The following is a 26,102-nucleotide window of genomic DNA, read 5'->3' on the forward strand; positions in this document are numbered from 1 at the left end:
GAGTCACCGACCGCTCCTTCTACATCTTTACGGCGGTGGTCTCCGCCGCCGCCCTGGCCTTCCTCTCTTACATTCTGATGATTCGGAGAGGCGGACCGGTGGGCGGGTTGGATCTGCGCTTCCTGCCGGCGGTGAACGCGAGCTTCAACGCGCTCGCGGCGGCCTTTCTCACCGCGGGCTGGGTGGCCATCCGCCGGGGCGCGCGGCGCGTGCACCAATACCTGATGGTGTCCGCCTTCGCCTCGTCGGCGCTCTTCCTCGTGTGCTACCTCGCCTACCACTTCGTCCACGGCGACACGCGCTACGCCGGCAGTGGGGTGCTGCGCACGGTGTACCTGCTCATCCTCGCCAGCCACGTGCTGCTGTCGCTCTTCGTGGTGCCGGGCGCGCTGCTGTCCTTCTACTTCGCGTGGCGCAAGGCCTTCGACCGGCACCGCAAGGTGACGCGGTGGCTGGCCCCCATCTGGCTCTACGTGTCCGTGACGGGCGTGGTCATCTTCTTCATGCTGCGCGGCAGCCTGCCCACGGCGCCCTGAGCGGCCCGCTTCACCTCATGGCGACTGGACGCGCGGCGCCGCTTCGAGCTCCGGCAGGCCCAGCCCTCGTGGCAGGCGCACGGTGAAGGCCGAGCCCTTTCCCTCCTCGCTCTTCACGGAGAGGGTCCCGCCGTGCATGGCCACCAGCCGGTGCGCGCTCGCCAACCCCACACCACTGCCGGCGATGGCCGCGTCCACGTTCCCGCCGCGGTGGAAGCGCTCGAAGATGTGGGGCAGATCCGCCTTCGGGATGCCCAGGCCCTGATCCTCCACGCACAGCCGGATCCAGCCCTCCGGTCCCGCGGACTCCTCGCTCAGCCACACGTGGATGGTCCCGCCCCCCGGGCTGTACTTCACGGCGTTGCTCAACAGGTTGTCCAGCACCCGCTCCAGGCTCGCCTCGTCCCACTGGCCCAGGAAGTCCGTCCCGTCGATGTGCATCTGCACGGGGTGCGAGGACGCCAGCGGCCCCAGCTCGCGCACCTTGGTCCGCAGCAGCGCGAACAGGTCCACCAGGCTGCGGATCAACGGGCGCTCCCCTCCCCGCGTCACCGCCAGGAAGTGGTCGATGAGGTCGCCCATCCGCTGCGCCCCGCGAAGAATCTGCTCCAGCCGCGACTCCACCCCTGGCGAGCGCGCGTCCACGGGCAGCTGCCGGCGCAGCAGCTGCGTGCTCAGGAGGATGCTCTGCAGCGGGCCCTTGAGGTCATGCGTGGCGATGGCGAAGAACTCGTCGCGCACCGCGAGCGCCTCGCGCGCCGCCCGCTCCGCGCGCTCCGCCTGGGCACGGCGCTCCTCCAGCTCGCGGACCATGCGCATGGCCTCCACCGCGTTGTGCAGGCTGTGCCGCAGGCGCTCCGGCGAGAAGCCCTCCTTGAGGAGGTAGTCATGGGCGCCGGACTTCATCGCCTCCACCGCCACGCGCTCGCTGCCGCTGCCGGTGAAGACGATCACCGCCGGCATCCGCACGCCACACCGCTCGCGCAGCGTGCGCAACAACGTCACCCCGTCCATGCCCGGCAGGTGGAAGTCCAGCACGAGCGCGTCGGGCAGAGGGGCGTGGCGCAGGCGCTCCAGCGCCTCCTCCGCCGAGCTGGCCTGCTCCACCTCCCACTGCGTCTCCGGATCCTTTTCGAGTGCCCGCCGCAGGGCCCGCTGGTCCGCGAGGCTGTCGTCGACGAGGAGCACGCGCAGGCTCATCCGGGGGGCGCCCCCTGCCCCGGGCTTGGGCGCGGCGGTGTTCGTTCCCACCCCATTACCGAGGCCTCTTCTCGCCCAGGGTGAAGAAGAAGGTCGCGCCCTGGCCAGGCGCGGACTCCACCCACATCTCGCCCCCATGCAGGCGGACGAGCCGGCGAGCGATGGCCAGTCCGGCGCCACTGCCCCCCCCGTAGGCATGGGCGGGATGCAGCCGGCGGAACATGTCGAAGACGGTCTCGTGGAACCGCTCGGGGATGCCAATGCCGTTGTCGCGCACGTAGAAGACGTATTCATCGGGCCGCCGCCGTGCTGACGACGCCAGGGGCTCTCCCGGCGCATGGAAGCCCACCTCCATCCAGCGGGACTCGCCCGCCTGGTGGTACTTGGCGGCGTTGGTGAAGAGGTTGGCCCAGACCTGGCGGATGCGCACCCCATCGCATTCCACCCTTGGCAGGCGGCGCGGGACGCGCACCTCCATCCGATTCTCTTGCAGGCGTGCGGACACGGTGAGCAGCACCTCGTCCACCACCTCCTGCATGTCCGCCTCGCCCCAGGCCAGCTCCACGCGCCCCACCCGGCTGTACTCGAAGAGGGCGTCCATCTGCGTCTGGGTGCGCTCGGCGAGCCAGCGCACCTCGTCGAGCTGCTTGTGCCCCGCCTCGTCCATCACGCCGCCGTAGTCCTCGAGGAGGAAGCCCACGTACTGCTGGATGCCGCGCAGCGGCTCCTTGAGGTCATGCGCCACGAGGCCGCCAAAGGCGTCCAGCTCCGTGTTGGAGCGGGCGAGCGCGGCGGCATGGCGCAGCAGGACGCCCACCAGCGCCTCGCGCAACCCCGTGGCGGCCGCCAGGTCCGCTGGAGTCCAGGGGACGCTCGCCCCCCGCACCGTCTCCCGCCAGGCGTCGAAGGAGGCGCGCGGGTGGAGACGGCTGGCACCGGGCCCGGGGACCACCGGCTTGCGCGGGTCTCCCGCCCAGGTGACGGTGCGGCTCACCTCCGGGCGGAACCAGAGGACGAAGCGGGGCTCGTTCGGATCCAACCGCACCGCGAGCAGCCCGCTGGCCACGTCCAGGTACTCCCCGGCGGGCGGGTAGAGCCGCGAGAGCCGCTCCGTGTGGAAGGTGCCGCCCTCGAAGTGCTGAGCGGCGAGCCAGCCCGCCAGGGCCTCCACCTCGTCCGTGGAGGGCGCGGCTCCCAGGAGGACGGGGGCCTCGCCGAGCAGCAGGGCCGCGCCGCCCGCGTCGGTGAGGCCGAGGAGGAGATCGGCATGCCGGGTGAGGGACGCGGGCAGCGGCCCCGCCTCCGCGGACAGGCGCTCCACCCACTGGGACTGGAGGCGGGTGCGGTGGGCGAGCGCGGCGGACGCGAGGGCACGCTCCTCGGAGGAGAGCTGGAGCGCCACCAGCCGGGCCAGCACGTCACAGGCCCGGCGCGTGGCGGGCGGCACGTGCAGCGGGGTGCGGTGGTGGCAGGCGATGAGGCCCCACAGCGCCCCCTCGCGCAGCAGCGAGATGGAGCACGAGGCGGCCACGTCCATGTTGGCGAGGTACTCCAGGTGGATGGAGGACACGCTGCGCAGGGCCGCGCCGGAGAGATCCAACGGCCGTCCCAGCGAGGGGAGCACCGCGGGCACCATCGGCACCGGCGCGGCGCGCGCGTCGGCGATGAGGCGCAGGGTGTTGCGCGTGTAGAGGGCGCGCGCCTGGGCGGGGATGTCGCTGGCCGGGAAGTGCATGCCCAGGAAGCTGTCCATGTCCGCGTCGCGGCTCTCCGCCAGCACCTCGCCATGCCAGTCCGCGTCGAAGCGGTACACCATCACCCGATCGAAGCCGGTGAGCGCGCGCACCGCGTCCGCCGCCGCCTGGAGCAGCCCCTGCGGACCCCGGGCCCGGGCGAGCGGCGAGAGGAGCAGGTCCACCATGCCCAGCGCCTCCTCCTCGCCGACGGCCCGCGCCGCGGGCTCCAGCTCCAGCACCGCCAGTCCGTCGCTGCGGTGCAGCAGGCCGCTGAAGAAGCGGCCCCCGGCCTCGAGGCGCAAGGTGGAGGTGACGGGCTGGGACAGGGCCCGGGTGAGGAGGAGGAGCGACGAGGCATGGAGCACCTCCGCCAGCGGCCGGCCCAGGAGCGACTGCGGAGGCCGCCCCAGCAGGGCCTCGGTGTTGGCGCTTACCACCGCGAGGGTGAGGTCCGGCTCGGAGAAGGCCAGCAACACCCCATGCGGCTGGATCCCCCCCAGCAGGTGGATGGGCTCGCGGTCGCACTGGGAGAGGTCCGCTTCAGAGACGACAGTGGGCATCGACATTCACCTCGCGGAGCCAGGCCTCGAAGGCGTCGAAGGTATCCTGGGCGCCCCGCACCACCCGAGGGGCGAGCGCCGGCTCCGGGCAGGCCCGTGTGAGGGCCTCACCGAAGGCCTTCCACATGGGGCCCACCGCCTCGCCATAGGCCCGAAAGAAGACGAAGTCCCCCACCGGGACACCCTCGAAATGGCGGGAGAGGTGGCGCAGGATGAGCTGACCGCCGAGCGTCGCCCCCTCCAGGACATAGAGCGAGCCGAGGGCCTCGGGCACGTCGGGCAACACGGGTGGACGGGAGAGCCGTGGCAGGCGGGCCAGAGAGGCCTCATCGTGGCCGAGCGCCCGAAGGTCCGCCTCCAGCCACGGCAGCTTCCACCGCTCCGGGAGCCGCAGCTCGGAGGCCAGGCCCTCCAGCCGCGTGGCGAGCACCGCCTCCAGGGGGGCATGGAGACCATGGAGCGCCTCCAGGTGGCGCCGATAGCCGGCGGGCGTGAGCTCTGGAGACAGCAGGCGCACCACGCGCTCGGCGCGCTCGTGGTGGGGGCGGGTCTCCAACTTCAACGTCTGTAGAAGGGTGCGAGGCTCGAGGTGCAAGATTGCATCGAGCATGCACACAGACCCCGGGCCTGGGAACGCTCAGGGTGTGAGAATGTCGAACTTCCGCCAGCCCGGCGGAGGGCAGGCACGGGGCGCGCTTCCCGCCCCGCACGCTCCCGCTCCTCCAGCCAGCCGGCCCGCGAGGAGCCCCGGAGGAAACCGGGGCCCCTGGCTCACCGCCCCATCACTTGACGGAGCACGCACCACCGCCGGTGCCGTCGTCGTAGCACCAGTAGCCCGCGCGGCAGGAGCCCTGGCTGTTCACACCCGTGCAGGTGGCGTAGCAAGAGGCCGAGCTCTCCGTCGCGTCGTCGTAGAAGCACTTGGAGCCCGCCGGGCAGGCGGTGCCGTCGAGGCAGTCCAGGGTGCAGTAGCCTCCGGGAGCGCCCGTCTCGCACCGCTCCCCCGTGCCGCAAGTCGCCGCGCTGGTGCAGGGCTGGCCCACCTTCGAGACCGGCTCCTCCTCGATGGGCTTGTAGGGAGTGAGGGAGAAGCTGACGCCCCGCACCGTCTGGTCCACCTTCACGTCGAGGGGCTCGACCTGGGTGGCATCCCGCCAGAAGCCCACGCGCTCGCCTGGCTCGAAGAACTCCTCATCCCCATCGTCGTTGATGGTGGCCAGCACGAAGTAGGCGCGCGGGGGAACGGACACGGAGTAGCTGTAACCGCTCGCCGCACTCACCAGCGCCACCCCGTCGTCGTCCACCTGCCACTCGCCCAGGGAGTCCTGGTAGGCGAAGGCGATGACGGCGTCCTTGTCCAGCGTGGCGCCCACGCGGAACTTCACCATCACGGTAGCGGAGCCCGCGGTGGTGGAGGAGAGGGAGAGCTGGGCCGAGTAGTCGCCGTTGGGCAGCGACCCGGGGTTGACGCTCACCGTGAGGGGGGCCGAGTTGTAGGCCGGGATGGACAGCGAGAGGCTGGAGATGGACACCGAGGAGGCCTGCGGCCCGGTGACGCTGGCCTTCACCTGGAGCGTGCCACCGCCGACGTTGCGCACCGTGAGCTGCTGGGAGCCGCTGCCCGTGAAGGCGAGCTGGCTGGAGCTCACGCCGAGCTTCGGCGGCGCGTCGGGAGCGGAGCCCCCCTTGGCCCGCAGCACGGCGGCCTGGGCGTTGACGAGACCGGCGCCACAGCCCTCGGTGCAGCGGCTGGCCGGGTCGGCCGTCTCCTTGAGGATGGCCTCCACCTGCCCGGAGGTGAGGTCCGGGTTCACCGCCAACATCAGCGCCACGACGCCGGCCACGTGCGGGGCGGCCATGCTCGTGCCATTGTGCCAGTCATAGCTCGGCTGGTTGTTGCCGTTGGGCAGGGTGGACAGCACGCCGTCCGGCTCGCCGTCGCCGTTGAGGTCCTCGCTCACCTGGCCGCCGGGGGCCATGACGTCCACGGGGGCGCCATAGTTGGAGAAGCTGCTGCGCTTGCCGTTGAAGCGCACCGAGCCCACGCAGATGACGTTCTGCATGTTGCACGGGAAGGTGTCGGTGGCGTCCTCGTTCGCGTTGCCCGCGGCGATGACGAAGATGGCGCCCCGGCCCACCGCGGAGTTGACGATGTCCTGCACCGCCTGCCCGCTGGAGCCCCGGCCACCGAGGCTCAGGTTGATGACGCGGGCGGGCGTGGGGTTGGCGCGCGCGCCGGGCACGGTGCCGCCAGCGGCCCAGTTCATGCCCGCGGCGATGTCGGCCAGCGTGCCGCCCGTGGTGCCCAGCACGCGGACCGGGAGGAGCTTGCCCGCCCAGGTGACGCCGGCCACCCCGAGGTTGTTGTTGGACGCCGCGCCAATGGTACCGGCCACGTGCGTGCCGTGGAACGAGGAGCCGCCGTTGGGCTGGTCCTTGCCCATGTCGGTCGGGTCGTTGTCGTACCCATTGCCGTCACCCGCCTTGGTGCCGTCCGAGATGAGGTCCATCCCGGGAATGACGCGGGCGTCCAGGTCCGGGTGCCGCACGATGCCGGTGTCCACCACCGCCACCACCAGGTTGGGATTGCCGGTGGTGATGTCCCAGGCGGCCGGCAGGTTCATGTTCGGGTAGTGCCACTGCTGGGAGTAGCGCGGATCGTTCGGCACCGCGAAGGGCATCACGCGCAGGTTGCTCTCGACGAAGCGCACGCCGGGCGCGCTCGCCAGCCGCTGGACGAGGGCGGTGTGCTCCGCGCTCGTCAGGGCGCGCACGGACGCCGCGGCCTGGGTGCCGGACAGGGCCTCCACCCCGGAGGGCTCGTAGCGGAGGACGTGCAGGTACTCGCTGACGTACCCCTTGTGCACGGCGCGGTAGCCGGACACCCGGGCCCGGGCGATGGCCGCCTCCGGGGACAAGTGGGCCTCCTCGAAGCGGACGAGGACCTCGCCCTCGATGACGGGGTCCCGCAGCACGAGGTCGTCCACGGGATGGCCCGTGCGCAGCACGCCCTTGGATGCGAGCGCGCTGGCGACGGCCCGGGAGAGGCCGCGCGCGCCCCCGTCCCGGAAGAGGAAGGGCTGCACGGCGGCCTGGGCGTCAGCGGACTGCCCCCGGAACGGGGCCAGGGTTCCCTGCACCGTGCCGGTGGGCGTGGCGGGCTCTTCTTCTTCGATAAAGGAGCAAGCGCTGAGGCCCAACAGCCCCAGGAAGGCAAGACGGCGAATCATGAAAGGTTCCCCCGGATCCGGAGAAGGGTCCTGTGGCAGACCCTAGAGCCGCACGGGGCGAGGCGTCCAGACAGCCCGGCACGCCCTCCGAGGCCGCCTGCCTGAATGCTCCTGGACCCGCTGCGAGCCGCTCCCTACGATGCGCGCCCGCGGTTGCTCACGGCGTAGACAGCGAGGGGATACACCGGGTGAGGCACGGCATCGAGCTGGAGAAGGTCACACGCGTGGTGGAGGGAGAGACACACCTCGCGGACATCAGCCTGAGGCTCGAGCGCGGCTCCTTCAACGTCCTGCTCGGCCGCACGCGCGCGGGGAAGACGTCGCTGCTGCGCCTGCTGGCCGGGCTCGACAAGCCCACCTCGGGGCGCCTGCGCGCCGATGGCACCGACGTGACACACGTGGACGTGCGCCGTCGCGACGTGGCCATGGTGTACCAGCAGTTCGTCAACTACCCCTCCCTCACCGTCTACGAGAACATCGCCTCCCCGCTGCGGCTCGCCGGGCGGCTGGGCAAGCAGGAGCTCGACCGGCGCGTGCGGGACACGGCCGCCGCGCTCCGCCTGGAGCCCTACCTGGACCGGCTCCCCGCGGAGCTGAGCGGGGGGCAGCAACAGCGCACGGCCATGGCCCGCGCGCTCGCCAAGGACGCCTCGCTGCTGCTGCTCGACGAGCCCCTGGCCAACCTCGACTACAAGCTGCGCGAGGAGCTGCGCGCGGAGATCCGCCAGCTCTTCCACAACCGCCCCGCCGTCGTGGTGTACGCCACCACCGAGCCCACCGAGGCGCTGCTGCTCGGCGGCCGGACGGCGGTGCTCGACGAGGGGCGCCTGCTGCAGGAGGGCCGGACGCTGGAGGTGTACCACTCGCCCGCCACCGAGCGCGTGGGGCAGGTCTTCAGCGACCCGCAGATGAACCTGTGGGACGTCGAGGTCTCCTCGGATGCCGGGGCCCGCCTGTCGCCCGAGGTGCACTTCCCCCTGTCCGGACACCTGCGGGGCCTCGCGCCCGGCCGCTACCGCATGGGCCTGCGTGCCCACCACCTGCGGCTCGCGCCCGCCTCGCCCGAGGACGTGCGCATCCCCGCCCACGTGGAGGTGGAGGAGGTCAGCGGCTCCGAGACGCTCGTCCACGCGGCGCACGGCGGGCTCTCCCTCACCGCGCAGGCGGAGGGCATCCACCGCCACCCGTACGGCGCATCGGTGGAGCTATTCGCCTCGCCCTCGCGGATGTTCGTGTTCGGCCCCGAGGGCCGGCTCGTCGCCGCGCCCCCCTTCACCTCCGAGGAGCCTTCTCATGGCCAGGATTGAGCTGCGCGGCCTCGCCCATGCCTACGTCCCCTCCCCCGCGTCCGAGAAGGACTACGCGCTGCGGCCCCTGGAGCTCGTCTGGGAGGACGGCGGCGCCTACGCGCTGCTGGGGCCCTCGGGGTGCGGGAAGACGACGCTGCTCAACATCATCTCGGGCCTCGTGCGGCCCACGCGCGGGCAGGTGCTCTTCGACGGCAAGGACGTCACCGGCTTCCTGCCCCAGCAGCGCAACATCGCCCAGGTGTTCCAGTTCCCGGTCATCTACGACACGATGAGCGTCGCGGAGAACCTCGCCTTCCCGCTGCGCAACCGGGGCCTGGGGAGCGACGAGACGCGGGCGCGGGTGGAGGAGGTGGCGGAGCTGCTGGAGCTCACCCCGGACCTGCGGCTGCGCGCGAGCGGGCTGTCGGCGGACATGCGGCAGCGCATCTCCCTGGGACGCGGGCTGGTGCGCCGGGACGTGGCGGCCATCCTCCTGGACGAGCCGCTCACGGTCATCGACCCGCACGTGAAGTGGCTGCTGCGCCGCAAGCTCAAGCAGGTGCACGAGCAGTTGAAGGTGACGCTCGTGTACGTGACGCACGACCAGGTGGAGGCGCTGACGCTCGCGGACCGGGTGGTGGTGATGAACCAGGGGCGCGTGGTGCAGATGGGCACGCCGCAGGAGCTCTTCGAGCGCCCGGCGGACACCTTCGTCGGCTACTTCATCGGCAGCCCGGGGATGAACCTCCTGGCGTGCACCGTGGAGGACGGCACGGTGGTGGTGGAGGGGCAGCGGCTCCCGCTGGACGCGGGCGTGTGCGCGCGAGCGCGGGCGAACGGAGGCGAGCCACGGCTCGGCATCCGGCCCGAGTTCCTGCGGCGGGTGCCCGAGGGCACGCCCTCCTCCGTGCGCGTCGAGGTGACGCAGGTGGAGGACCTGGGGCGCCACAAGCTGGCCACCGCGCGGCTGGGGGCGCAGTCGCTCAAGGTGCGGCTGCCCGAGGAGGAGCGGCTCACGCCCGGGGAGGCGTGCTGGCTGGAGCTGCCGCCGCGCTGGACGACGCTGTACGCCGGGGGCAGTGCCATCCCATGAGCAAACCCACCAACCACCGCGCCTGGCTGCTCGTGCTGCCCGTGCTGGTGGCCGTCGCGTTCAGCGCCGTCATTCCGTTGATGACGGTGGTGAACTACTCGGTGCAGGACATCCTCGGGCCGGAGCAGCGCGTCTTCGTGGGGACGGAGTGGTTCCGCAAGGTGATGAGGGACCCCGAGCTGCACGGTGCCCTGCGGCGACAGCTCGGCTTCTCGCTGGCGGTGCTGGCGCTGGAGATTCCCCTGGGCGTGGCCCTCGCGCTCGTGCTGCCGCGGCAGGGGCGCGCCGCGTCCGTGAGCCTGGTGCTGCTGGGCCTGCCGCTGCTCATCCCCTTCAACGTGGTGGGCACCATCTGGCAGATCTTCGCCCGGGGGGACATCGGCCTGCTGGGCGTGGCCATCAACGGGCTCGGCATCTCGTACAACTACACGGCCCACGCGCTGGACGCCTGGCTCACCGTGCTGGCCATGGACGTGTGGCATTGGACACCGCTGGTGGCCCTGCTCTGCTACGCGGGCCTGCGCGCCATCCCCGACGCCTACTATCAGGCGGCGCGCATCGACGGCGCCTCGGCGTGGGCCACGTTCCGCTTCATCCAACTGCCCCGGCTGCGCGGGGTGCTGACCATCGCGGTGCTGCTGCGCTTCATGGACAGCTTCATGATCTACACCGAGCCCTTCGTGCTCACCGGCGGCGGGCCCGGCAACGCCACCACCTTCCTGAGCCAGTACCTCACGCGGCTCGCGGTGGGCCAGTTCGACCTCGGCCCGGCGGCGGCCTTCTCGCTCATCTACTTCCTGGTCATCCTGCTGTTCAGCTACGTCTTCTACACCGCGATGACGAGCACGAAGGAGGCGCGATGAGACGCCTCGCCGTCCCCCTCTATCTGCTGGTGAGCTTCGTGCCCATCTACTGGCTGCTGGGCATGTCGCTGAAGACGAACGAGGAGATTCTCGGCGTCTTCACGCTCTGGCCGCACAACCCCACGCTGGCCAACTACGCCGTCATCTTCACCGACCCCGACTGGAGGAACAGCTACCTCCACTCGCTCACGTACGTGGGCATCAACACGGTGCTCTCCGTGCTGCTGGCCCTGCCCGCGGCCTACGCCTTCTCGCGCTACCGCTTCCTCGGGGACACGCACCTCTTCTTCTGGCTGCTGAGCAACCGCATGTCGCCCCCCGCGGTGTTCCTCCTCCCCTTCTTCCAGCTCTACTCGAGCATCGGCCTCTTCGACACGCCTTGGGCCGTGGCGCTCGCCCACATGCTCTTCACCGTGCCGCTGTCGGTGTGGATATTGGAGGGCTTCATGTCCGGCGTGCCTCGGGAGATCGACGAGACGGCGTACATCGACGGCTACGGCTTCCCCCGCTTCTTCCTGCGCATCTTCCTGCCACTCATCCGCTCGGGCGTCGGGGTGACGGCGTTCTTCTGCTTCATGTTCTCCTGGGTGGAGTTGCTGCTGGCGCGCACGCTGACGTCCGTCGAGGCCAAGCCCATCGTGGCCACCATGACGCGCACGGTGAGCGCCGCCGGCATGGACTGGGGCGTGCTGGCCGCCGCCGGCGTGCTGACGCTCGTGCCGGGCGCGGTGGTCATCTACTTCGTCCGCAACTACATCGCCAAGGGCTTCGCCCTGGGAAGGGTGTGAGCCATGGACCTGGAATGGATGGCCTGGACGCCGCCCACGGCCAGCTTCTTCGTCGTCATCGCGCTGCTGCTCGCGGCCTATACCGTCTGGGGGATTCGCTCCCCTTCCATCCCGCGCCGGGGCGCGCTGCCCATGGCCACCACGCGCGGAGACCGCCTCTTCGTCGGCCTGCTGGGCAGTGCGTTCATCCACCTCGCCTGGGTGGGGCTGACGGATGCATCCATCTGGTTCGCCGTAGGTCTGTCCTTGCTGTTCATGCTCGTCATCGCACGATGGGGGTAACACGTTGAAGAACGCGCTGAAATGGACGCTGACCCTGGCCGTCGCAGTGCCCCTGTACGGGTGCAAGAAGGAGTCGAAGCCCGAGGGTGAGAAGCCCGCCGCCACCGCGCAGCCGCAGCAGCAGGTGGACCTGGCCGCGCTGGAGAAGGCCGCCGAGAAGTGGGTGGATCAGGAGTTCCAGCCGAGCACCCTCACCCGCGAGCAGCAGCTCGCGGAGATGAAGTGGTTCCGCGAGGCCGCCGCCCCCTACCGCGGCATGGCCATCAACGTGGTCTCGGAGACGATCGACACGCACGTCTACGAGTCCAAGACGATGGCCAAGGCCTTCGAGGAGATCACGGGCATCAAGCTCAAGCACGATCTCATCCAGGAAGGCGACGTCATCGAGAAGCTGCAGACCCAGATGCAGTCGGGTCGCAACATCTATGACATGTATGTCAATGACAGCGACCTGATTGGGACGCACGTGCGCTACGGGCACGTGGTCGCGCTGTCGGACTTCATGGCGGGCGAGGGCAAGGACGTGACACTGCCCACGCTCGACATCAACGACTTCATGGGCAAGAGCTTCGTCACCGGCCCGGACGGGAAGATGTACCAGCTCCCGGACCAGCAGTTCGCCAACCTGTACTGGTTCCGCCAGGACTGGTTCAGCCGGCCGGACCTCAAGGAGCGCTTCAAGAAGAAGTACGGCTACGAGCTGGGCGTGCCGGTGAACTGGTCGGCCTACGAGGACATCGCCGAGTTCTTCACCAACGACGTGAAGGAGCTCGACGGTGTTCGGGTGTACGGCCACATGGACTACGGGAAGAAGGACCCGTCGCTCGGCTGGCGCTTCACGGACGCGTGGCTGTCCATGGCGGGCGTGGGCGACAAGGGCTTCCCCAATGGCAAGCCGGTGGACGAGTGGGGCATCCGCGTCGAGGGCTGCAACCCGGCCGGCGCCTCGGTGGCGCGCGGCGGTGAGACGAACGGCCCGGCCGCGGTGTACGCGCTCACCAAGTACATCGACTGGCTGAAGAAGTACTCGCCGCCCCAGGCCGCCGGCATGACGTTCTCCGAGGCGGGTCCGGTGCCGGGCCAGGGCAACGTGGCGCAGCAGATCTTCTGGTACACGGCCTTCACCGCGCCGCTGACGAAGGCGGGGCTGCCGGTGGTGAACGCGGACGGCACGCCGAAGTGGCGCATGGCGCCCTCGCCGCACGGCCCGTACTGGCAGGAGGGCACGAAGCTCGGCTACCAGGACACGGGCTCGTGGACGATGCTCAAGAGCACCCCGCTAGAGCGCCGCAAGGCCGCGTGGCTGTACGCGCAGTTCGTGGTGGCCAAGAGCACGTCGCTCAAGAAGTTCCTCGTGGGGCTGACGCCCATTCGTGACTCGGACATCCGCTCCGAGCACGTGACGAAGGTGGCGGACAAGCTGGGCGGACTGGTGGAGTTCTACCGCAGCCCCGCGCGCGAGGCGTGGACGCCCACGGGCACCAACGTGCCGGACTACCCGAAGCTCGCGCAGCTCTGGTGGCAGAACATCAGCCTGGCTGTCGAGGGCGAGAAGACGCCCCAGGAGGCCATGGACTCGCTGGCCCAGCAGATGGACGACGTGCTGGGCCGGCTGGAGCGCGCGGGCATGCAGAACTGCCCGCCGAAGCTCAACCCGGTGAAGGAGGCGAAATTCTGGCTCGACACGCCGGGAGCCCCTCACGCGAAGGTCGCCAACGAGAAGCCCAAGGGCGAGACCGTGCCCTATGAGCAGCTCCTGCAGGCCTGGAAGGAAGGGCGCGTGAAGTAGCGCCTTTGGAGTGGACGGCCTCGGCCTCCGAGGCCGCCCAACTCCAAGCCGGCGCATGTACTTGCCTCGGTACCTGTTCGAGCATGCGGACACCTATTCAGGTGGCAGGTCGCCTTCAGGAATTCGACCATGAATGCATCTCTGCTCCTTCTCGGGGGACTCGTTCTCCTTGCCAGTGGCTGCAGCCATGGGTCCAGTGCAGCTCGCGAGAACCCGAGTACCGCATGGACGGCTGACACTGCGTACACCGACGAGCCCGAAGATGGCGTACGCATCAAGGGTGGCAATTCGGTCTCTGCTCGTATTTGGGCTCTCATCAACAATGGCCAGTTCGCCGAAGCGGAGGCATTGATCGTAGAGGCAAAAGCCTCGGGGCTCATCGCCGCGCCAACAGCCGCGCGAATGCTGGACAATATCGCGATGCTGAATACGCGCGTGGGCCAGCTTCCCGCGACTCTTCAACGCGCGCGTGACTTTCCTTCACAACTCAAGGACTACACCCTCTTTGAAGTCAAGCAAATGCTGGAGCGCAAGGACTTCAGCTTGGCAACAAAGGCGCAGCTTCAAATGGTGAGCAAGATCATCAAGAACCCAGATCGTCTGATGGAAAAATATTAAAGGTGAGCGCATGGCACATCCCAGCCTTGAAGATTTGGTCCAGAAGTTCGAAGCGGCCAGGAAAGCTGGAGAACACGAGCGAGGGTGCCCAGAACAATTCAAGTTGCATCGCGAGCTTGCCGAAGAATGCCCTGCCTTCACCTACAACCTCCGCTATCTCGCCCGGCTGCAACAAGTCGTCGATCAGCCCGGCAGAAGCACCGAGGAGGTGCTCTCCGAAGTCAGGCGCCTGTTGGAATCGGCCGTTTTGGGCTCATACCGCAGTGCCCCGGCCTTGTTGGAGCTGGGCAACTTCCTCGACACCTTCCAACATGGCCCACCGGAGGCCATGAACCTCTACGAAGAGGGAGAGCAGCAAGCACTGAACACGCTCGAAGATGCCTGGCTCTTCAAGATCAGGTACTGGAACAACGAGGAGACGAAGGAGTCTCTGGAGAAAGCCCTTCGGCTTGGCAAACTGGCGGAGAGACTCTTCCCAGAACCCGGCACCCTCCTCTGGGACGAGATGCAGACCACGAGGCGCTACGCCGCGCAGCAGGGTTTGACTCCCCCGGATGAGTCTTGACGTCCTACGACTGTGGCCCTGGGCATTACCTCCAGGCCGCTGGTGAAAAAGTCCAGCCCGTCATGATGACAATGTCGTAGCGCATTGGCATCGGGCTGTCCTCAGTTGGCCTGCGCCGTCTCGCCGGGGCCGTCCTCGCCCTCCCCTTCCTCGTCGTCTCCCTGTGCGTCGAAGCCCTGAGGCACGCCGTCCACGTAGGTGACGACGTTGCCCACCGTGGCTGGCACTCGCGGGCCCGGCGTCACCACTCCCGTGAGGTTGAGTGGGTCCACCGCCGAGAGCTGCACGCGCACGCCCGAGGGTTTCTGCCGACGCACCGCTCGCGCCACGTCCACTGCCTCCGGCAGCGCGAACTGCTCGCCCACGAAGCCCGACACGAAGCGGCCTCCGCGGATTTCTCCTCGCGCCTCCATCCGCCGGTACACGTACAGCAGCTCGCGCCACGAGGGCGCCAGCGACTCGCGCATCACCAGGTCCCGCCAGACAATGCCGTAGCGCTGGAGGAACAGTCGGGCGAGGGATTCACGCACCTCGTCCTCGGGCTTCGGTTCCGACGGCACCAGCAGGCTCCAGCGGCCCGGGCCTCCTCGCTGCAACAGCTTCTGCCGTTTGCGCTGCGCCGGGCTCTGTAGCACTCGCAGGTTCTGCACCGCGTCCGCTGTCACGAGGCCTCGCGCCACCAGCTCCCACAGCGCGTCCTCCACCTCCGCGGGCAGTCGGCGCGAGCGCGAGCACAGGTCGTTGAAGAAGCACGCCCCCCGCTGCTCCAGCACCGTCACCACGTCCTTCGCCGGCCCCGACAGGTCCGGCGGCAGCCACACGCCTCCGTCCGACAGCACCGCGTGCGGCCGCGCCGCCGAGAGCATCCAGTCCAGCTCCTCACGGCGCACGAAGGTCAGGCTCGCGTTGCGGTTGGGGGAGGCCGCTCGGGAGCGTACGGGCTCGGGCTCGGGCGGGGTCGCGGGGGCCCCTCGGCGCGGGCCCGGCGCGGGCTTCGCGTCCTTCATCGTGAGCCGGCCCCACGCCACCTCTCCCGAGTAGCAGGCCCGCTCCAGCAGGTCCCCCAGGTAGCCCTTCATTCGCGCGGGCAGCAGGAAGCGCTCCCACGCGGACGCCGGGGCCTCGTAGCCCTGCAACAGGCTGATCGCCTTCGACAGGCCCGTGGAGCCTCGCAGCGCGTCCACCTCCTCCAGGTGGTGCCACCGGAAGAGGAAGCGCATGAAGTCCTGTGCGCTCAGGGGCTCGATCTCCTTGCGCAGCCGTCCCACCGTCAGCCGGTGGATGCGCTGCAGGAGGCGCCGATCGCACCACTCCACCACGTCCGGGGTGGAGCCCGGCCGGAAGCGGCCTCGCAGGATTCCTCCCGTCGCCTCGAGCTGGTGCAGCGCGATGTTCACCTCGGACTCGTCCAGCGCCGTGTGGCCCGCGAGCTCCGCCGCCGTCGTCGGGCCCAGCAGCTCCATCCACCCCCGCACCACCTGCGTCACCGCTGCGTCCCGCTCCACCGGCTTGTCTCCCGGCAGCGGCGTCAGCTCCGGTTGCAGGGGCGCTTCGGGGAACAGGGCCTTGATTGCACTCAGGCGCTCGGCGGGCACGAGGAACCGGGTCCCCCCCACCTCCAGCCACGCCACCCGCCGCTGAGCCATGAGGCTCGGGACGAAGCGCTGGGGCACCTCCGCCTCGGGCAGCAGCACCAGTTGCAGCAGCGCGTCGTGCAGCTCGTCCTCGTCCCGCATCGGCGGCGCCGCGTCCCGCACCACCTGGTGGATGGCCTCCGCGTCCAGCGCTCCGAACGAGGCCGCGTCCTCCGCCGGCAGCGTTCGCCGCAGCACCACGTTGCGCACCCGGCGCTCCTCCGCCGGCGCGTCGTCGAGGAACGTGTACGGCTGGCTGTTCACCATCTGGTGCGCGAAGACGCTCGGCTCCGGCACGTCCCTCGCCACCAGCTTGATGCGCCCGTCCTTCATCCGCCGCAGCACCTCGCGCAGGCCCTCCACGTCCATCGCCTCGCGCAGGCAGTCCTCCATCGTCTGCTTCACCAGCGGATGGTCCGGCAGCTCCACGTCCGCCCCACCGTGGTTGTCCTGGCACCCCACCTGCGCCGGAAACACCGCCGCCAGCAGATCCTCGCTCCTCGCCCGCTGGAGGTTCGGCGCCACCCGCTTGCCCCCCGCGAAGCGCGACAGCGACAGCGCCCGCGTCGCGTTCCACCGGAAGCGCGTGCCGAACAGCGGCACCTGCAGCACCGCCTGCACCAGCACCTCCTCCACGTTCTCCGGATTGAGGAACTGGAAGATGTCCTCCAGCGGAAAGGAGTGCTGCTCGCCCAGCGACAGCAGCAGGCCGTCCTCGGTGGCCGCCGCCTGGAGCTCGAAGTCGAAGGTGCGGCAGAAGCGCTTGCGCAGCGCCAGGCCCCACGCCCGGTTGATGCGGCTTCCAAACGGCGCGTGCAGGATGAGCTGCATTCCGCCCGCCTCGTCGAAGAAGCGCTCGGCGACGATGGTGGTGTTGCTCGGCACCGTGCCCAGCACCTGTTGCCCCGCCCGCAGGTACGCCAGCAGCGCGTCCACCGCCGGCGGCGGTACCTTCAGCTCCTTCTCCAGGAAGAGCGCCCCGTCCGTGCGGGCGAGGAGCTCCTCGCGCAGCCGGCCCACGTGCACGCTCAGCTCGTCCGTGCGGCCCGGGGCCTCCCCGCGCCAGAAGGGCACCGTCGGCGGCTGCCCGTGCGCGTTCTCCACCAGCACCGACGCCCCCATCACCCGCTGGATGCGCCACGCCGTCGTCCCCAGCAGGAAGATGTCTCCGGGCGTCGACTCCACCGCGAAGTCCTCGTCCAGCGTGCCCACCACCTTGCCCTCGGGCTGCGCCACCACGTTGAAGGTGAAGGTGTCCGGAATCGCTCCCCCGTTCGTGAGCGCGGTGATTCGCACACCCCGGCGCGCCTTGAGCCGCTGGTTCACCCGGTCCCGGTGCAGGTGCACCCCCGCCCTCCCCCGCCGCAGCGACACGCCCTCCGAGAGCGTCTCCAGCACCTTCTCGTACTCCTCGTACGTGAGGTCGCGGTACGGGTACGCCTTCCGGAAGAGGCTGTAGAGGGCCCGCTCGTCCCACTCCTCGCACGCGCACGCCGCCACCACCTGCTGCGCCAGCACGTCCAGCGGCTTCTCCGGCATCCGCACCGCGTCGAGGTCCCCCTCGCGCACCGCGTTGAGCAGCCCGACGCACTCCATCAGCTCGTCGCGCGTCATCGCGATGAGGATGCCCTTCGAGATGCCTCCCTTGTAGTGGCCCGCGCGCCCCACCCGCTGCAACAGCACCGCGATGGAGCGCGTGCTGCCGAGCTGCACCACCAGGTCCACGTTGCCCACGTCGATGCCCAGCTCCAGCGACGCCGTGGCCACCATCACCGAGAGCTGCCCCGCCTTCAGCCGCTCCTCGGCCGACAGCCGCATCTCCCGCGACATGCTCCCGTGGTGCGCCGCCACCTTGTCCGGCCCCAGCCGCTCGCCCAGGTCGTGCGCCACCCGCTCGGCCATCTTCCGCGTGTTCACGAAGACGAGCGTCGTGCGGTGCTCTCCCGCCAGTTGCACCAGCCGGTCGTACACCTGGCCCCACATCTCGTTCGTCGCCAGCGAGCCCAGCTCCGCGTCCGGCACCTCCACCCGCAGGTCCCACGGCCGCTGGTGCCCCACCTGCACCAACCGGCACGCCGTCGTCCGCTCGCCCGTGAGGAAGCCGGCGATGGCCTCCAGCGGCTTCTGCGTCGCCGACAGGCCGATGAGCTGCGGCTGCACCTCGGTGATGGCCTTGAGGCGCTCCAGCGACAGGGCGAAGTGGCTGCCCCGCTTGTCTCGCGCCAGCGCGTGGATTTCATCCACGATGAGGGTGCGCACCGAGCGCAGCGTGGCGCGCGCCCGGTCCGCCGTGAGGTAGAGGTAGCAGGACTCCGGCGTGGTGATGAGGATGTGCGGCGGCCGGCGCACCATCCGCGAGCGCTCGGACGCCGAGGTGTCTCCGGTGCGCACCTGCACCCGCAGCTCCTGGGGCGAGAAGCCGGCCGCCCGGGCGCGCTGGAGCAGCTCCTCCAGCGGCTGGAGGAGGTTCTTCTGTACGTCGTTGCCCAGCGCCTTGAGGGGCGAGACGTACAGCACCTGGGTGCAGTCCGTCAGCGTCCCCTCCAGCGCCTGGCGGAAGAGCCTGTCCAGCGCGGCGAGGAAGGCCGTGAGCGTCTTGCCGCTGCCCGTGGGCGCGGCGATCAGCACGTCGTGGCCCGCCTGGATGAGGGGCCAGCCTTCCACCTGGGGACGCGAGGGCTCGCCGAGCCGCTCGGTGAACCACCGCTGCACCACGGGGTGGAACGACGCGAGGGCCGCGTGGGTGGGCTGCTCGAGGGTGGCGAAATCGAGGGCAATCTGCGGGGCCATGGCGCTCTCCCCTTCAGACTGAACACCGGTTTAGCGGGGGCGTCAACGCGCCCGCCCGCCCGCCCTTTCCGCAAAGCTTGAACAGACGTACAGCACCATACAGGTGCCGAAATCGGAGTGTCACTTCGCTTCCACTCGGGCTGTGGAACCAGGGCCTCGTGCCGACAGTCGACGGGGCAGTGGTGCTCTCATGCCCTTCGAGGAGCCGCCCCATGTTCCCCCCCAGCAGCCGCTATGCCCTCGAGGCGATCAACCCGGATGGTTTCCTCGCCCTGCGCCCGGAAGGCGGCACCGAGGCAGCCCCCGCGGACTTCGTCTGCGAGTACGCCAACCCGGCCTCCGAGACGCTGCTGGAGGAGAACCTCACCGGCCGGCGGATGCTGGTGCGGCGGCCGGAATTGGTCGAGGCGGTGGAGGCGTGGGGCCAGGTGCTGGCCACGGGCGCGCCCGGCACGCGGATGCTCTCGCTGGGCCGGGGCCTGGGGGCGCGACGGATACTCGCGCGCTCGGCGCGCGTGGAGGACGGGCTGCTCGCGGTGTGGCTCTCGGACGTCACGGACACCGAGCGTTTCGTGAGCGAGACGGCCGCCTTCGAGGAGCGGATGCTCTCCTTCATGGAGTGCATGCCGGACCCGTTCCTCGCGCTCGACCGGCAGTGCCGCTTCTTCTACGTCAACCGGGCCGCGGAGCGGCTGCTGGGCAAGCGGCGCCAGCTGCTCGCGGGGCGCAACCTGTGGCAGGAGTACGCCGAGGAGCCGGGCTCGGTGCTGCGCGTCCAGGTGCAGCGGGCCCTGGCCACCGGCGCCCCCGTGGACTTCGAGGAGCGCTACAACTTCCTCCACCTGGAGGGGACGGCGGTGCCCACCGAGAGCGGGGTGCTCGTCTACCTGCGCGACGTCACCGCGCACCACCGGACCTCGGATGCCGCCCGGCGCGCCAGCGCTCTCTTCAACGCCGTGCTGCAGGGGGCCACGGACGCCATCTACACGAAGGACGTCCAGGGCCGCTACACCCGCATCAACGCGGCCGGGGCCCGGCTCATGGGCAAGCCCGCCGAGGCCGTCATCGGGCGCACCGACGCGGAGCTGTGGTCCCCCGAGGCCGCGCGCTCCACCATCGCCCATGACCGGGAGGTGCTCGCCTTCCGGCAGACCTTCACCTACGAGGAGACGGAGTCGGGGCCCTCCAAGCGGGTGTGGCTGTCCACCAAGGGCGTGCTGCGCGACGAGGCGGGCGCGGTGTTCGGCCTCTTCGGCATCTCGCGCGACATCACCGACTTGAAGCTGCTGGAGGAGGCGCTGCGGCAGAACGAGGCCCGGGTGCTGGAGGCGCTGTCGGCCGCGTCGCTGACGCTGTGGGACCTGCGCCTGCCCGAGCGGCGCCTGCGCTGGGAGCGCGGAGCCGCGGCGCACTTCGCGCTCAAGGCGCTGGGCCCGGAGGAGTCGCTGGACGCCTTCCTCGAGCGGGTCCACCCGGAGGACCAGCCCTCGGTGGCCGAGGCCCTCGCGCGCTGCGCCACGAGCCCGGGCGAGCTCTCGCTGGTGTACCGGGTGCGGGCTCCGGATGGGACGGAGCGGCGGCACGCCCTGCGGGCACGGGCGAGTGCCGACAGCCAGGGCGGCCACCGGGTGCTCGGCATCCTGGAGAACCTGACGGACCTCGCTCCGGCCCTCCACACCGCGCCAGGCCCCCATCCCCTCCGGAACGCGGCGCGGCCCCACCGCGTGGAGCCGGAAGAAGAGCCAGAGGGCGAGCAGGTCGAGGTGGGTCTGATCGGCAGTGTGGCGGCGGGTGAGCGCTAGTGGAGTGTCCTGCGTAGCCCCTCGCGCGCTCGAGAGGGGTGGGTTCGATTTGAGCTTGCCATGTGGCAAGAGGTGCCTGTTCCCACCCTCAAGGGGTGGAGCGCCCGCCGATCTCCGGGAAGCGCTCGTAGGCCCGTTTGAGCGCGTCCAGGTGGGCGGGGTTGTCCAGGTCGAGCGGTGCCTCGGTGAGCCTGACGACCCATCCGCCCGTCGCGGTGCGCCGTGAGCGCGACAGCAGCTCCGCGTCGCAGGTGGGGTCGGGGAAGCCGATGGCCCGTGCGGCAGCAGCCGACCAGTAGTTCAGCCACCCGAGGCGATGCGGAATCTCAGGCGAGCGGATTTTCTCTGGGAGCTTGAGCGCTGGCAGTCCCCGTGGGGGGGAAGGCGGGCCGACCAATGTGGGCGCCGTCTGCTCGGCAATGTCTACTGCCGCGAGGAAAGGCGTCAGATGCCCCCACCGAGCGCGTGCGCGTTCTGCTACTGCCTCCAATACATTCACTGCCGCCGAGGTCGCCTCCGCATTTAGAGGCAGCCTCGCGAATATTTCAAACTGTGGCTGATCGCAGGGGCCTCCCGGGTTTTCTAGCCCGGTGAGCGTCACGAGGTTGTCGTCATCGTCGTTGCAGAGGAATGGAAACCCACCCTCTGTCTTTTCTGCCGCGACCCACTCATCACGATTGGGCAATGCGATGAGGTCTTCTTTTTCGGAAGTCGTCCACTCCAGCCGCAAGCCAGGAAGCGCACGCTCCATTCCGTGAACGACGGAGAGCGGGCGCCCATCGTCGCCTACGAGCGCGGGTGCATAGACAATGAGGCGGTAGTGGTCTTGTTTGGTCGACATTCAACACCAATCCATGACAACGACCGTGAGGGAGGGGTCAGCCGCGCGCAGAGCGGCCAGATGTGCCTTGCTCCGCACGCCGACGGAAAAATTGTATCCGCACGCTTCGGCGAGCTTTTTCTCGCGCCTTAATTCCGGCAGCTTCGACCGGACAAAGAATTCCTGTGACCGAGGCGGTTGCTTCTCAAAGTCATCCGTTTTGACTTCCCACAATGTGCGCGTGGCCAGTTGCAACGCGTCAAATTGCTTGCCATTGACGAGCACGTCCCAGCCGGGGAAGCTGTTGTTCTGAATTCTGTCGGCGCACGTGTTATGGTCGTTGTTTCCGCCTCGATGCGGCACCGGGATGGGCTTGCACTCCGGGTGGCGGTCTCGCTCCATGACTTCGACAGGCCCCACTGGAGGGAAATCCGGCCCTTTTGGCTCCGGCTTGGGCCTTTTTTTCGGCGAGGGCTCCTGCGGAACGGGATTTGTTACAGGTACGGGGCGCGTTTCTGGCATGGGCCTTACCTGGGGGGGACGGCCCCTCTTCTCCGGGTAGGTATCCAACGCCTCTTTGATGGCGAATCCCACCACCACCACGCCCGCGACGATCACCGCTCCCACGAGGATCTCCGGAGCCGCCAGGACGCAGACCCCGAGTCCCACGGCAGCGGCACCAGCTGAGGCCACCGCGCATCGTCCTGTGGTGTCGAGAAACTCGATCCGGTCATGGTCGAGAGCGTGAAAGCACCGTTCCGCCAGCACGGGCCAGGGCTCGGAAGCCTCCTGGACGGCGCACCGCCCCCCGTCCGTCCAGGGCAGCGTCGCCGCCCGCTGGAGGTTGGCGAGCCTCAGGTCCCGGGCCGCTGGCTCTCCCGGGCTCGGCACTGACGTAGCGCAGGCCGAGACATAGAGCAGAAGTGCGATGCACGCTCGGAGACGCATGGCCGGGTCCTCCAATCAAGTCAGGGCTTGGCGGGTCCCGTTCTGGAGTATGCCAGCACGCTCCGTCAGCGACGAACGAGCACGCGAGGGGGGGTCGGTAGGAGGCCGCCCATGTTGCACGTATGTCGCAGGAGCGTGCGGAATGGGCCGGAACGGGGCAGGACAGGAGGGGACGCGGCGGGATATCGACTCCCAAGCATTCCGGGCGGTTACGAGGTAAGGACGCGATTCTGATGGGAGTTTCGCACCGCCCGGCGTGGGTTCGATTGCCGCCGCTTCCAAGCAGAGCAACCCGCCGCTTTCAAGGCGCCACCCTCTGAGAACGGGGCTGCGTCTGCATTTTCGGGACCAAATCCGGTTTTTGGGACCAAAAAAGGACCAAACCGGAGACGGAAACGACATGAGCAAGACGTGCGTAACCTACGACACCTTGAGGGCCGCGGGCGTGCGCATCTGGGAGTACCAGCCATCGATGATGCACGCGAAGACGATGCTGGTGGATGACCGGCTCGTGCTGGTGGGCTCCATCAACTACGACGCGCTGTGCGTATAGGCGGGATAGAGGCCATGTTGAGGCAGAGGGCTGGAGCGCAGGTGCCGAGGAGGACCGCTGACAGGGGCCGTCCGAGCAGTGAGCCAAGCGGGTGGACAGGCCGCGCAGCCCCTCGAGGTACACGACTGCCCAGGCCGCGCTCCCACGGGGTGCGCGGCTGGGGGCTGGCTCTCTTGGCCCGGGCGGCTTGAGCCTCAACACCACGCGGCCTGGGGGGCCCTCGCGCCGGGGCCAGCCTCGCACCTGCCGTGGGCAGGCCCAGGTGCTCCAGAATCGCACGCACCCCTCCCGCTTCCGTCACGGCCCGCCAGCACTCGCCGCCTGCCTCCACACCTCACGCAGGCCAACACCTCCACCGCGAAGGTCCTTCGTAGCAGCCCTGCCCAGTCCACTCGCGCTGTCCGCTCCTTCCTCGTTTCCTGCCTCGCAACTGCCTGGGGCGCCACGCTCGCCTCCTCCTCTCCTGCTTGGGGGACCAGAAATGGCCGCGGTCGCGCGCCTGGAGCGAAGACGCCGTGGAACCTTGTGAGGTTTGCCCGAGGCGGAGGCACCAGGGACGCCACACGCCGTAACAGTTCCAGCCCGGTGAAGAGCAGGTGCGTCGTACCGTCCGGCAGCGGGCGCTTCATTTGGTAGGCGATGCGGCCATCCTCCGCTCGTGACAAACGCTCCAGCGCCAGTGCACCGCGCGCCCCGTAGCGGCACAGCCGCTCCAGCCCCAGCCTGTCGTTGGCGTGCTATGCCTGCAGCGCGTCCTCGGGTCCTTGCGCGGGCAGAACCCCTCTACTTTCCAACAACCGCAGCACCCGGTGGCGCACCACCCTCAACAGCCGCTCCACCTCGCCTTGTGTGGGTGGCGCCAACCTCTCGAAGTGCACGCCGCCCTCCCTGGGCACGAAGACGCCATCCGGCACCAGCGAGTGGAAGTGCGGAGTCACCTGCAAGGCCGAACCGAAGAACTGGATGAACGACACGGCCCCTGGCTGCCCACCCCGCAGGCCCTGCCGCCGTGCCCTCCGGCGCTGCAGGGCGAACACCGCGCGCAAGAAGACGGCGAGGACGTCGGAGAGTCGACTGTCCCACAGCGCCGCAGCCCGCGAGTTCCCTGCATGATTTTCCGCCTCGCCGGCTCCTCTGCTCCGAGGGAGAATTGTTCGGCCTCACGAACAACCCCCTCGCTCGAGGAGCGTGCATGCGGAATTGGATGAAGCAACTCGGTACCAGTCTCGGCCTCGTCTTCACCCTGGGCGTCTCGTCGACGGCCCTGGCATATCCGCCGCAGTGCCCGGATGTGTGTGGGTGCGCCGATAGTTGTGGAAAGATCTGCTACATGAGCACGCACCCGACCACCTGCGCGGAGTGGGAGGTCTGTGTGGATTACTGCCGGAGCAGCGCCCCCCAGGCCTCCCTCACGCCAGAGGCCAAGAAGCAGCAAGACGCCTCTCAGAACGTCTGCACCGAGCAAGCCCAGGAGCCCGTGTCCTCGGAGAGTCCAGCGCACAGGCGAAGCTAGATAGCGTCTGACGAGGCGGCAGGTTCGATTCCCGCCGCCTCCACTAAAAGTTACCCGCCGCTCTGAGCCGAGCCTACTCCCAACGAGGATGCGCGGCTCGCCTTGGGGGGGTACACGCCGGCCCAGGCCGCCCTCCTCTCCCTCCTCGGTTCCTTCCTGGTCACTGCCTCAAGCGTCATGCTCGCCTTCTCACCTGCTTGGGGGAGCGGAGAGCGATGGCCCGCCGCCATCGTCACCCATGGCCCCACTCCCGCGGGTGGCTATCAGTTCACCGCCCGCGACCGGATGGTGCTCACCGCCTCCCCCGGTGCCTCGCTGCGCGAGGTCATTGGCGGCGTCCTGCCCCACTGGCCGCGCCGAGCCTGAAGAGACCGGCACCGCTTCGTGGAGAAGGACGGCGAGCGGCAGCCCGTCGGCTAGCGGCGAGGATGCCGTGCTCTCCGACTCCAGCCCTTGACGACGAGGCGTTGTCACGCCTGCTGTCCGCCATCGGGTTGGGGGCGAGGGGGTCTTGCCTCTCGTGCCAGAACGAACCGGATCAGACCGCCAAGGAGCATCACCAGCCCTATTCCCACCGCCATCATCCCGCCTTGTCGCCGCGGGCGAGCAGTGGCCACGGGCTCGTTGATCCAGGGGTCGTCTGGGACGTATCGAATCTGAAGGTGGCCGGTCTGAACAGCTTCCTCTTGATCCTCTTGGGAAACGTCGCTTCCGACAGCAGTCCCAAAGATGCCGACCCGGTGGAAGTCCTGGCCTCCAACGGTAAACCGGTACCCGACCTGGTGGCCTGTATCCGAATCTCTCTTGCGGTGGGTGACCTCGGTGAGGACCGCGTCCGCGATGATCCCGCGTTGGCTCAACGCACGACCCTGGAAATAGGTCATCGTCCCCATCGTGGCAATGAACAGCCCGCCCGCCATCACAATGACCGCGATGGCCAGGTGCGCCTGGGGTGGCAACCCCCCGTGGGTTGCCGGAAGTTGGTTGTCCATGTCTTCAGCTCCTTGGAGCGGGAATATCATCCATTCAAGCAGCGGAGGAGCTGGGCTGGCCGCTGAGGATGCTCGCGTTGACGCCCCACCTATCCCCCCAGCCCCCATCCGAGCAGTGCCGCGTCCTGCCCCCATGGCGCGACCAGCTGGACGCCCACGGACAGGCCACCGAGCGGACGCGGGAGGCACAGCACCGGCGCGCCCAGCAGGCTCCACGGCGCGGTGATGCGCAACACCGCACGTCGGACGGGCAGTGCTCCTTCCGCGACGGTGACTTCTTCCTGGTTGACCAGGGGCGCCACGTCGGGCACCGCGGGGCCGAGCAGGACGTCCACCTCGCGGAACAGCGCCACCAGCTGCGTGCGATACGCCTCCCGTCTGGCGCGCGCAGCCGCCACCGCCGCCTCGCTCAGCGCCGCTCCAGCGCGCAGGTTCGTCTCCGTGGCGGCGATGAAGCCCGACACCCCGCTCGCCAGGGCCCGTGCATGCACGGACGCCGCC

At 69.4% G+C, this 26,102-nt stretch carries 21 protein-coding genes and 1 pseudogene; 12 read left to right on the plus strand and 10 right to left on the minus strand.

Annotated elements, in window-relative coordinates; translation table 11 throughout:
• A partial coding sequence (locus VF697_RS19975) for a DUF420 domain-containing protein (protein WP_331097321.1) occupies positions 1-536 on the plus strand: 536 nt, incomplete at its 5' end.
• Positions 537-551: 15 nt separating this feature from the next.
• Here the strand turns inward: VF697_RS19975 and VF697_RS19980 are convergent.
• From VF697_RS19980 to VF697_RS19995, 4 genes are all read right to left on the minus strand, one after another.
• Positions 552-1,787 carry a hybrid sensor histidine kinase/response regulator gene (locus tag VF697_RS19980; RefSeq protein ID WP_331097323.1) on the minus strand — a complete coding sequence of 412 codons (1,236 nt, stop codon included), beginning with the start codon at positions 1,785-1,787 and terminating at the stop codon, positions 552-554.
• A gap of 4 nt (positions 1,788-1,791) precedes the next feature.
• On the minus strand, positions 1,792-4,032 hold the full coding sequence (locus VF697_RS19985; protein WP_331097325.1) for an ATP-binding protein: 2,241 nt from the start codon (positions 4,030-4,032) through the stop codon (positions 1,792-1,794).
• Entirely contained in the window at positions 4,013-4,642 is a 630-nt protein-coding gene (locus tag VF697_RS19990) for a biliverdin-producing heme oxygenase (protein ID WP_331097326.1), read from the minus strand. The genes VF697_RS19985 and VF697_RS19990 overlap by 20 nt, the downstream gene beginning before the upstream one ends.
• Before the next feature lie 172 nt (positions 4,643-4,814).
• Positions 4,815-7,262, minus strand: coding sequence for a S8 family serine peptidase (locus tag VF697_RS19995; RefSeq protein ID WP_331097328.1), 2,448 nt, complete (start codon positions 7,260-7,262; stop codon positions 4,815-4,817).
• Between the two features lie 188 nt (positions 7,263-7,450).
• On the opposite strand from VF697_RS19995, the gene VF697_RS20000 reads away from it, so the two are divergent.
• From VF697_RS20000 to VF697_RS20035, 8 genes are all read left to right on the plus strand, one after another.
• Positions 7,451-8,569: an ABC transporter ATP-binding protein gene (locus VF697_RS20000; RefSeq protein ID WP_331097330.1), complete on the plus strand. Its 1,119-nt coding sequence runs from the start codon at positions 7,451-7,453 to the stop codon at positions 8,567-8,569.
• Positions 8,556-9,644, plus strand: a complete 1,089-nt coding sequence (locus VF697_RS20005) for an ABC transporter ATP-binding protein (protein WP_331097332.1) — start codon at positions 8,556-8,558, stop codon at positions 9,642-9,644. The genes VF697_RS20000 and VF697_RS20005 overlap by 14 nt, the downstream gene beginning before the upstream one ends.
• On the plus strand, positions 9,641-10,507 hold the full coding sequence (locus VF697_RS20010) for a sugar ABC transporter permease (protein ID WP_331097334.1): 867 nt from the start codon (positions 9,641-9,643) through the stop codon (positions 10,505-10,507). The genes VF697_RS20005 and VF697_RS20010 overlap by 4 nt, the downstream gene beginning before the upstream one ends.
• Positions 10,504-11,295 carry a carbohydrate ABC transporter permease gene (locus tag VF697_RS20015; protein WP_331097336.1) on the plus strand — a complete coding sequence of 264 codons (792 nt, stop codon included), beginning with the start codon at positions 10,504-10,506 and terminating at the stop codon, positions 11,293-11,295. The genes VF697_RS20010 and VF697_RS20015 overlap by 4 nt, the downstream gene beginning before the upstream one ends.
• Positions 11,296-11,298: 3 nt before the next feature.
• The gene (locus VF697_RS20020; RefSeq protein WP_331097338.1) at positions 11,299-11,577 is read left to right on the plus strand and encodes a DUF2160 domain-containing protein; all 279 of its coding nucleotides are present in this window, start codon (positions 11,299-11,301) and stop codon (positions 11,575-11,577) included.
• Between the two features lie 4 nt (positions 11,578-11,581).
• On the plus strand, positions 11,582-13,366 hold the full coding sequence (locus tag VF697_RS20025; RefSeq protein ID WP_331097340.1) for an ABC transporter substrate-binding protein: 1,785 nt from the start codon (positions 11,582-11,584) through the stop codon (positions 13,364-13,366).
• A 129-nt stretch (positions 13,367-13,495) separates the two neighbouring features.
• Entirely contained in the window at positions 13,496-13,984 is a 489-nt protein-coding gene (locus VF697_RS20030) for a hypothetical protein (protein ID WP_331097342.1), read from the plus strand.
• Positions 13,985-13,994: 10 nt separating this feature from the next.
• Positions 13,995-14,549 (plus strand): hypothetical protein, encoded by a 555-nt coding sequence (locus VF697_RS20035; protein WP_331097344.1) that lies wholly within the window; start codon positions 13,995-13,997, stop codon positions 14,547-14,549.
• A 101-nt stretch (positions 14,550-14,650) separates the two neighbouring features.
• Here the strand turns inward: VF697_RS20035 and VF697_RS20040 are convergent, their stop codons facing one another.
• On the minus strand, positions 14,651-18,973 hold the full coding sequence (locus VF697_RS20040; protein WP_331097346.1) for a DEAD/DEAH box helicase: 4,323 nt from the start codon (positions 18,971-18,973) through the stop codon (positions 14,651-14,653).
• Between the two features lie 212 nt (positions 18,974-19,185).
• On the opposite strand from VF697_RS20040, the gene VF697_RS20045 reads away from it, so the two are divergent.
• On the plus strand, positions 19,186-20,775 hold the full coding sequence (locus tag VF697_RS20045) for a PAS domain-containing protein (protein WP_331097348.1): 1,590 nt from the start codon (positions 19,186-19,188) through the stop codon (positions 20,773-20,775).
• An 88-nt stretch (positions 20,776-20,863) separates the two neighbouring features.
• Here VF697_RS20045 and VF697_RS20050 read toward each other — a convergent pair whose 3' ends face one another.
• Both VF697_RS20050 and VF697_RS20055 read right to left on the minus strand, forming a co-directional pair.
• Positions 20,864-21,616: a DUF5953 family protein gene (locus VF697_RS20050; protein ID WP_331097350.1), complete on the minus strand. Its 753-nt coding sequence runs from the start codon at positions 21,614-21,616 to the stop codon at positions 20,864-20,866.
• Positions 21,617-22,222 carry a DUF6310 domain-containing protein gene (locus tag VF697_RS20055; RefSeq protein WP_331097352.1) on the minus strand — a complete coding sequence of 202 codons (606 nt, stop codon included), beginning with the start codon at positions 22,220-22,222 and terminating at the stop codon, positions 21,617-21,619.
• 721 nt (positions 22,223-22,943) lie between these two features.
• Here VF697_RS20055 and VF697_RS20060 point away from each other — a divergent pair.
• Positions 22,944-23,096, plus strand: coding sequence for a phospholipase D-like domain-containing protein (locus VF697_RS20060; protein WP_414641325.1), 153 nt, complete (start codon positions 22,944-22,946; stop codon positions 23,094-23,096).
• Positions 23,097-23,290: 194 nt separating this feature from the next.
• On the opposite strand, the pseudogene VF697_RS20065 reads toward VF697_RS20060, so the two are convergent.
• Positions 23,291-24,133 (minus strand): annotated as a pseudogene (locus VF697_RS20065) (transposase).
• Positions 24,134-24,786: 653 nt separating this feature from the next.
• Between VF697_RS20065 and VF697_RS20070 the strand changes: the two are divergent.
• Positions 24,787-24,975: a hypothetical protein gene (locus VF697_RS20070; protein ID WP_331097353.1), complete on the plus strand. Its 189-nt coding sequence runs from the start codon at positions 24,787-24,789 to the stop codon at positions 24,973-24,975.
• Positions 24,976-25,079: 104 nt separating this feature from the next.
• On the opposite strand, the gene VF697_RS20075 is transcribed toward VF697_RS20070, so the two are convergent.
• Both VF697_RS20075 and VF697_RS20080 read right to left on the minus strand, forming a co-directional pair.
• Entirely contained in the window at positions 25,080-25,601 is a 522-nt protein-coding gene (locus tag VF697_RS20075; RefSeq protein WP_331097355.1) for a DUF3592 domain-containing protein, read from the minus strand.
• Positions 25,602-25,690: 89 nt separating this feature from the next.
• A partial coding sequence (locus tag VF697_RS20080) for an amidase family protein (protein ID WP_331097357.1) occupies positions 25,691-26,102 on the minus strand: 412 nt, incomplete at its 5' end.

It is taken from the genome of Archangium sp., from assembly GCF_036388035.1.
Taxonomy (GTDB): domain Bacteria; phylum Myxococcota; class Myxococcia; order Myxococcales; family Myxococcaceae; genus Archangium.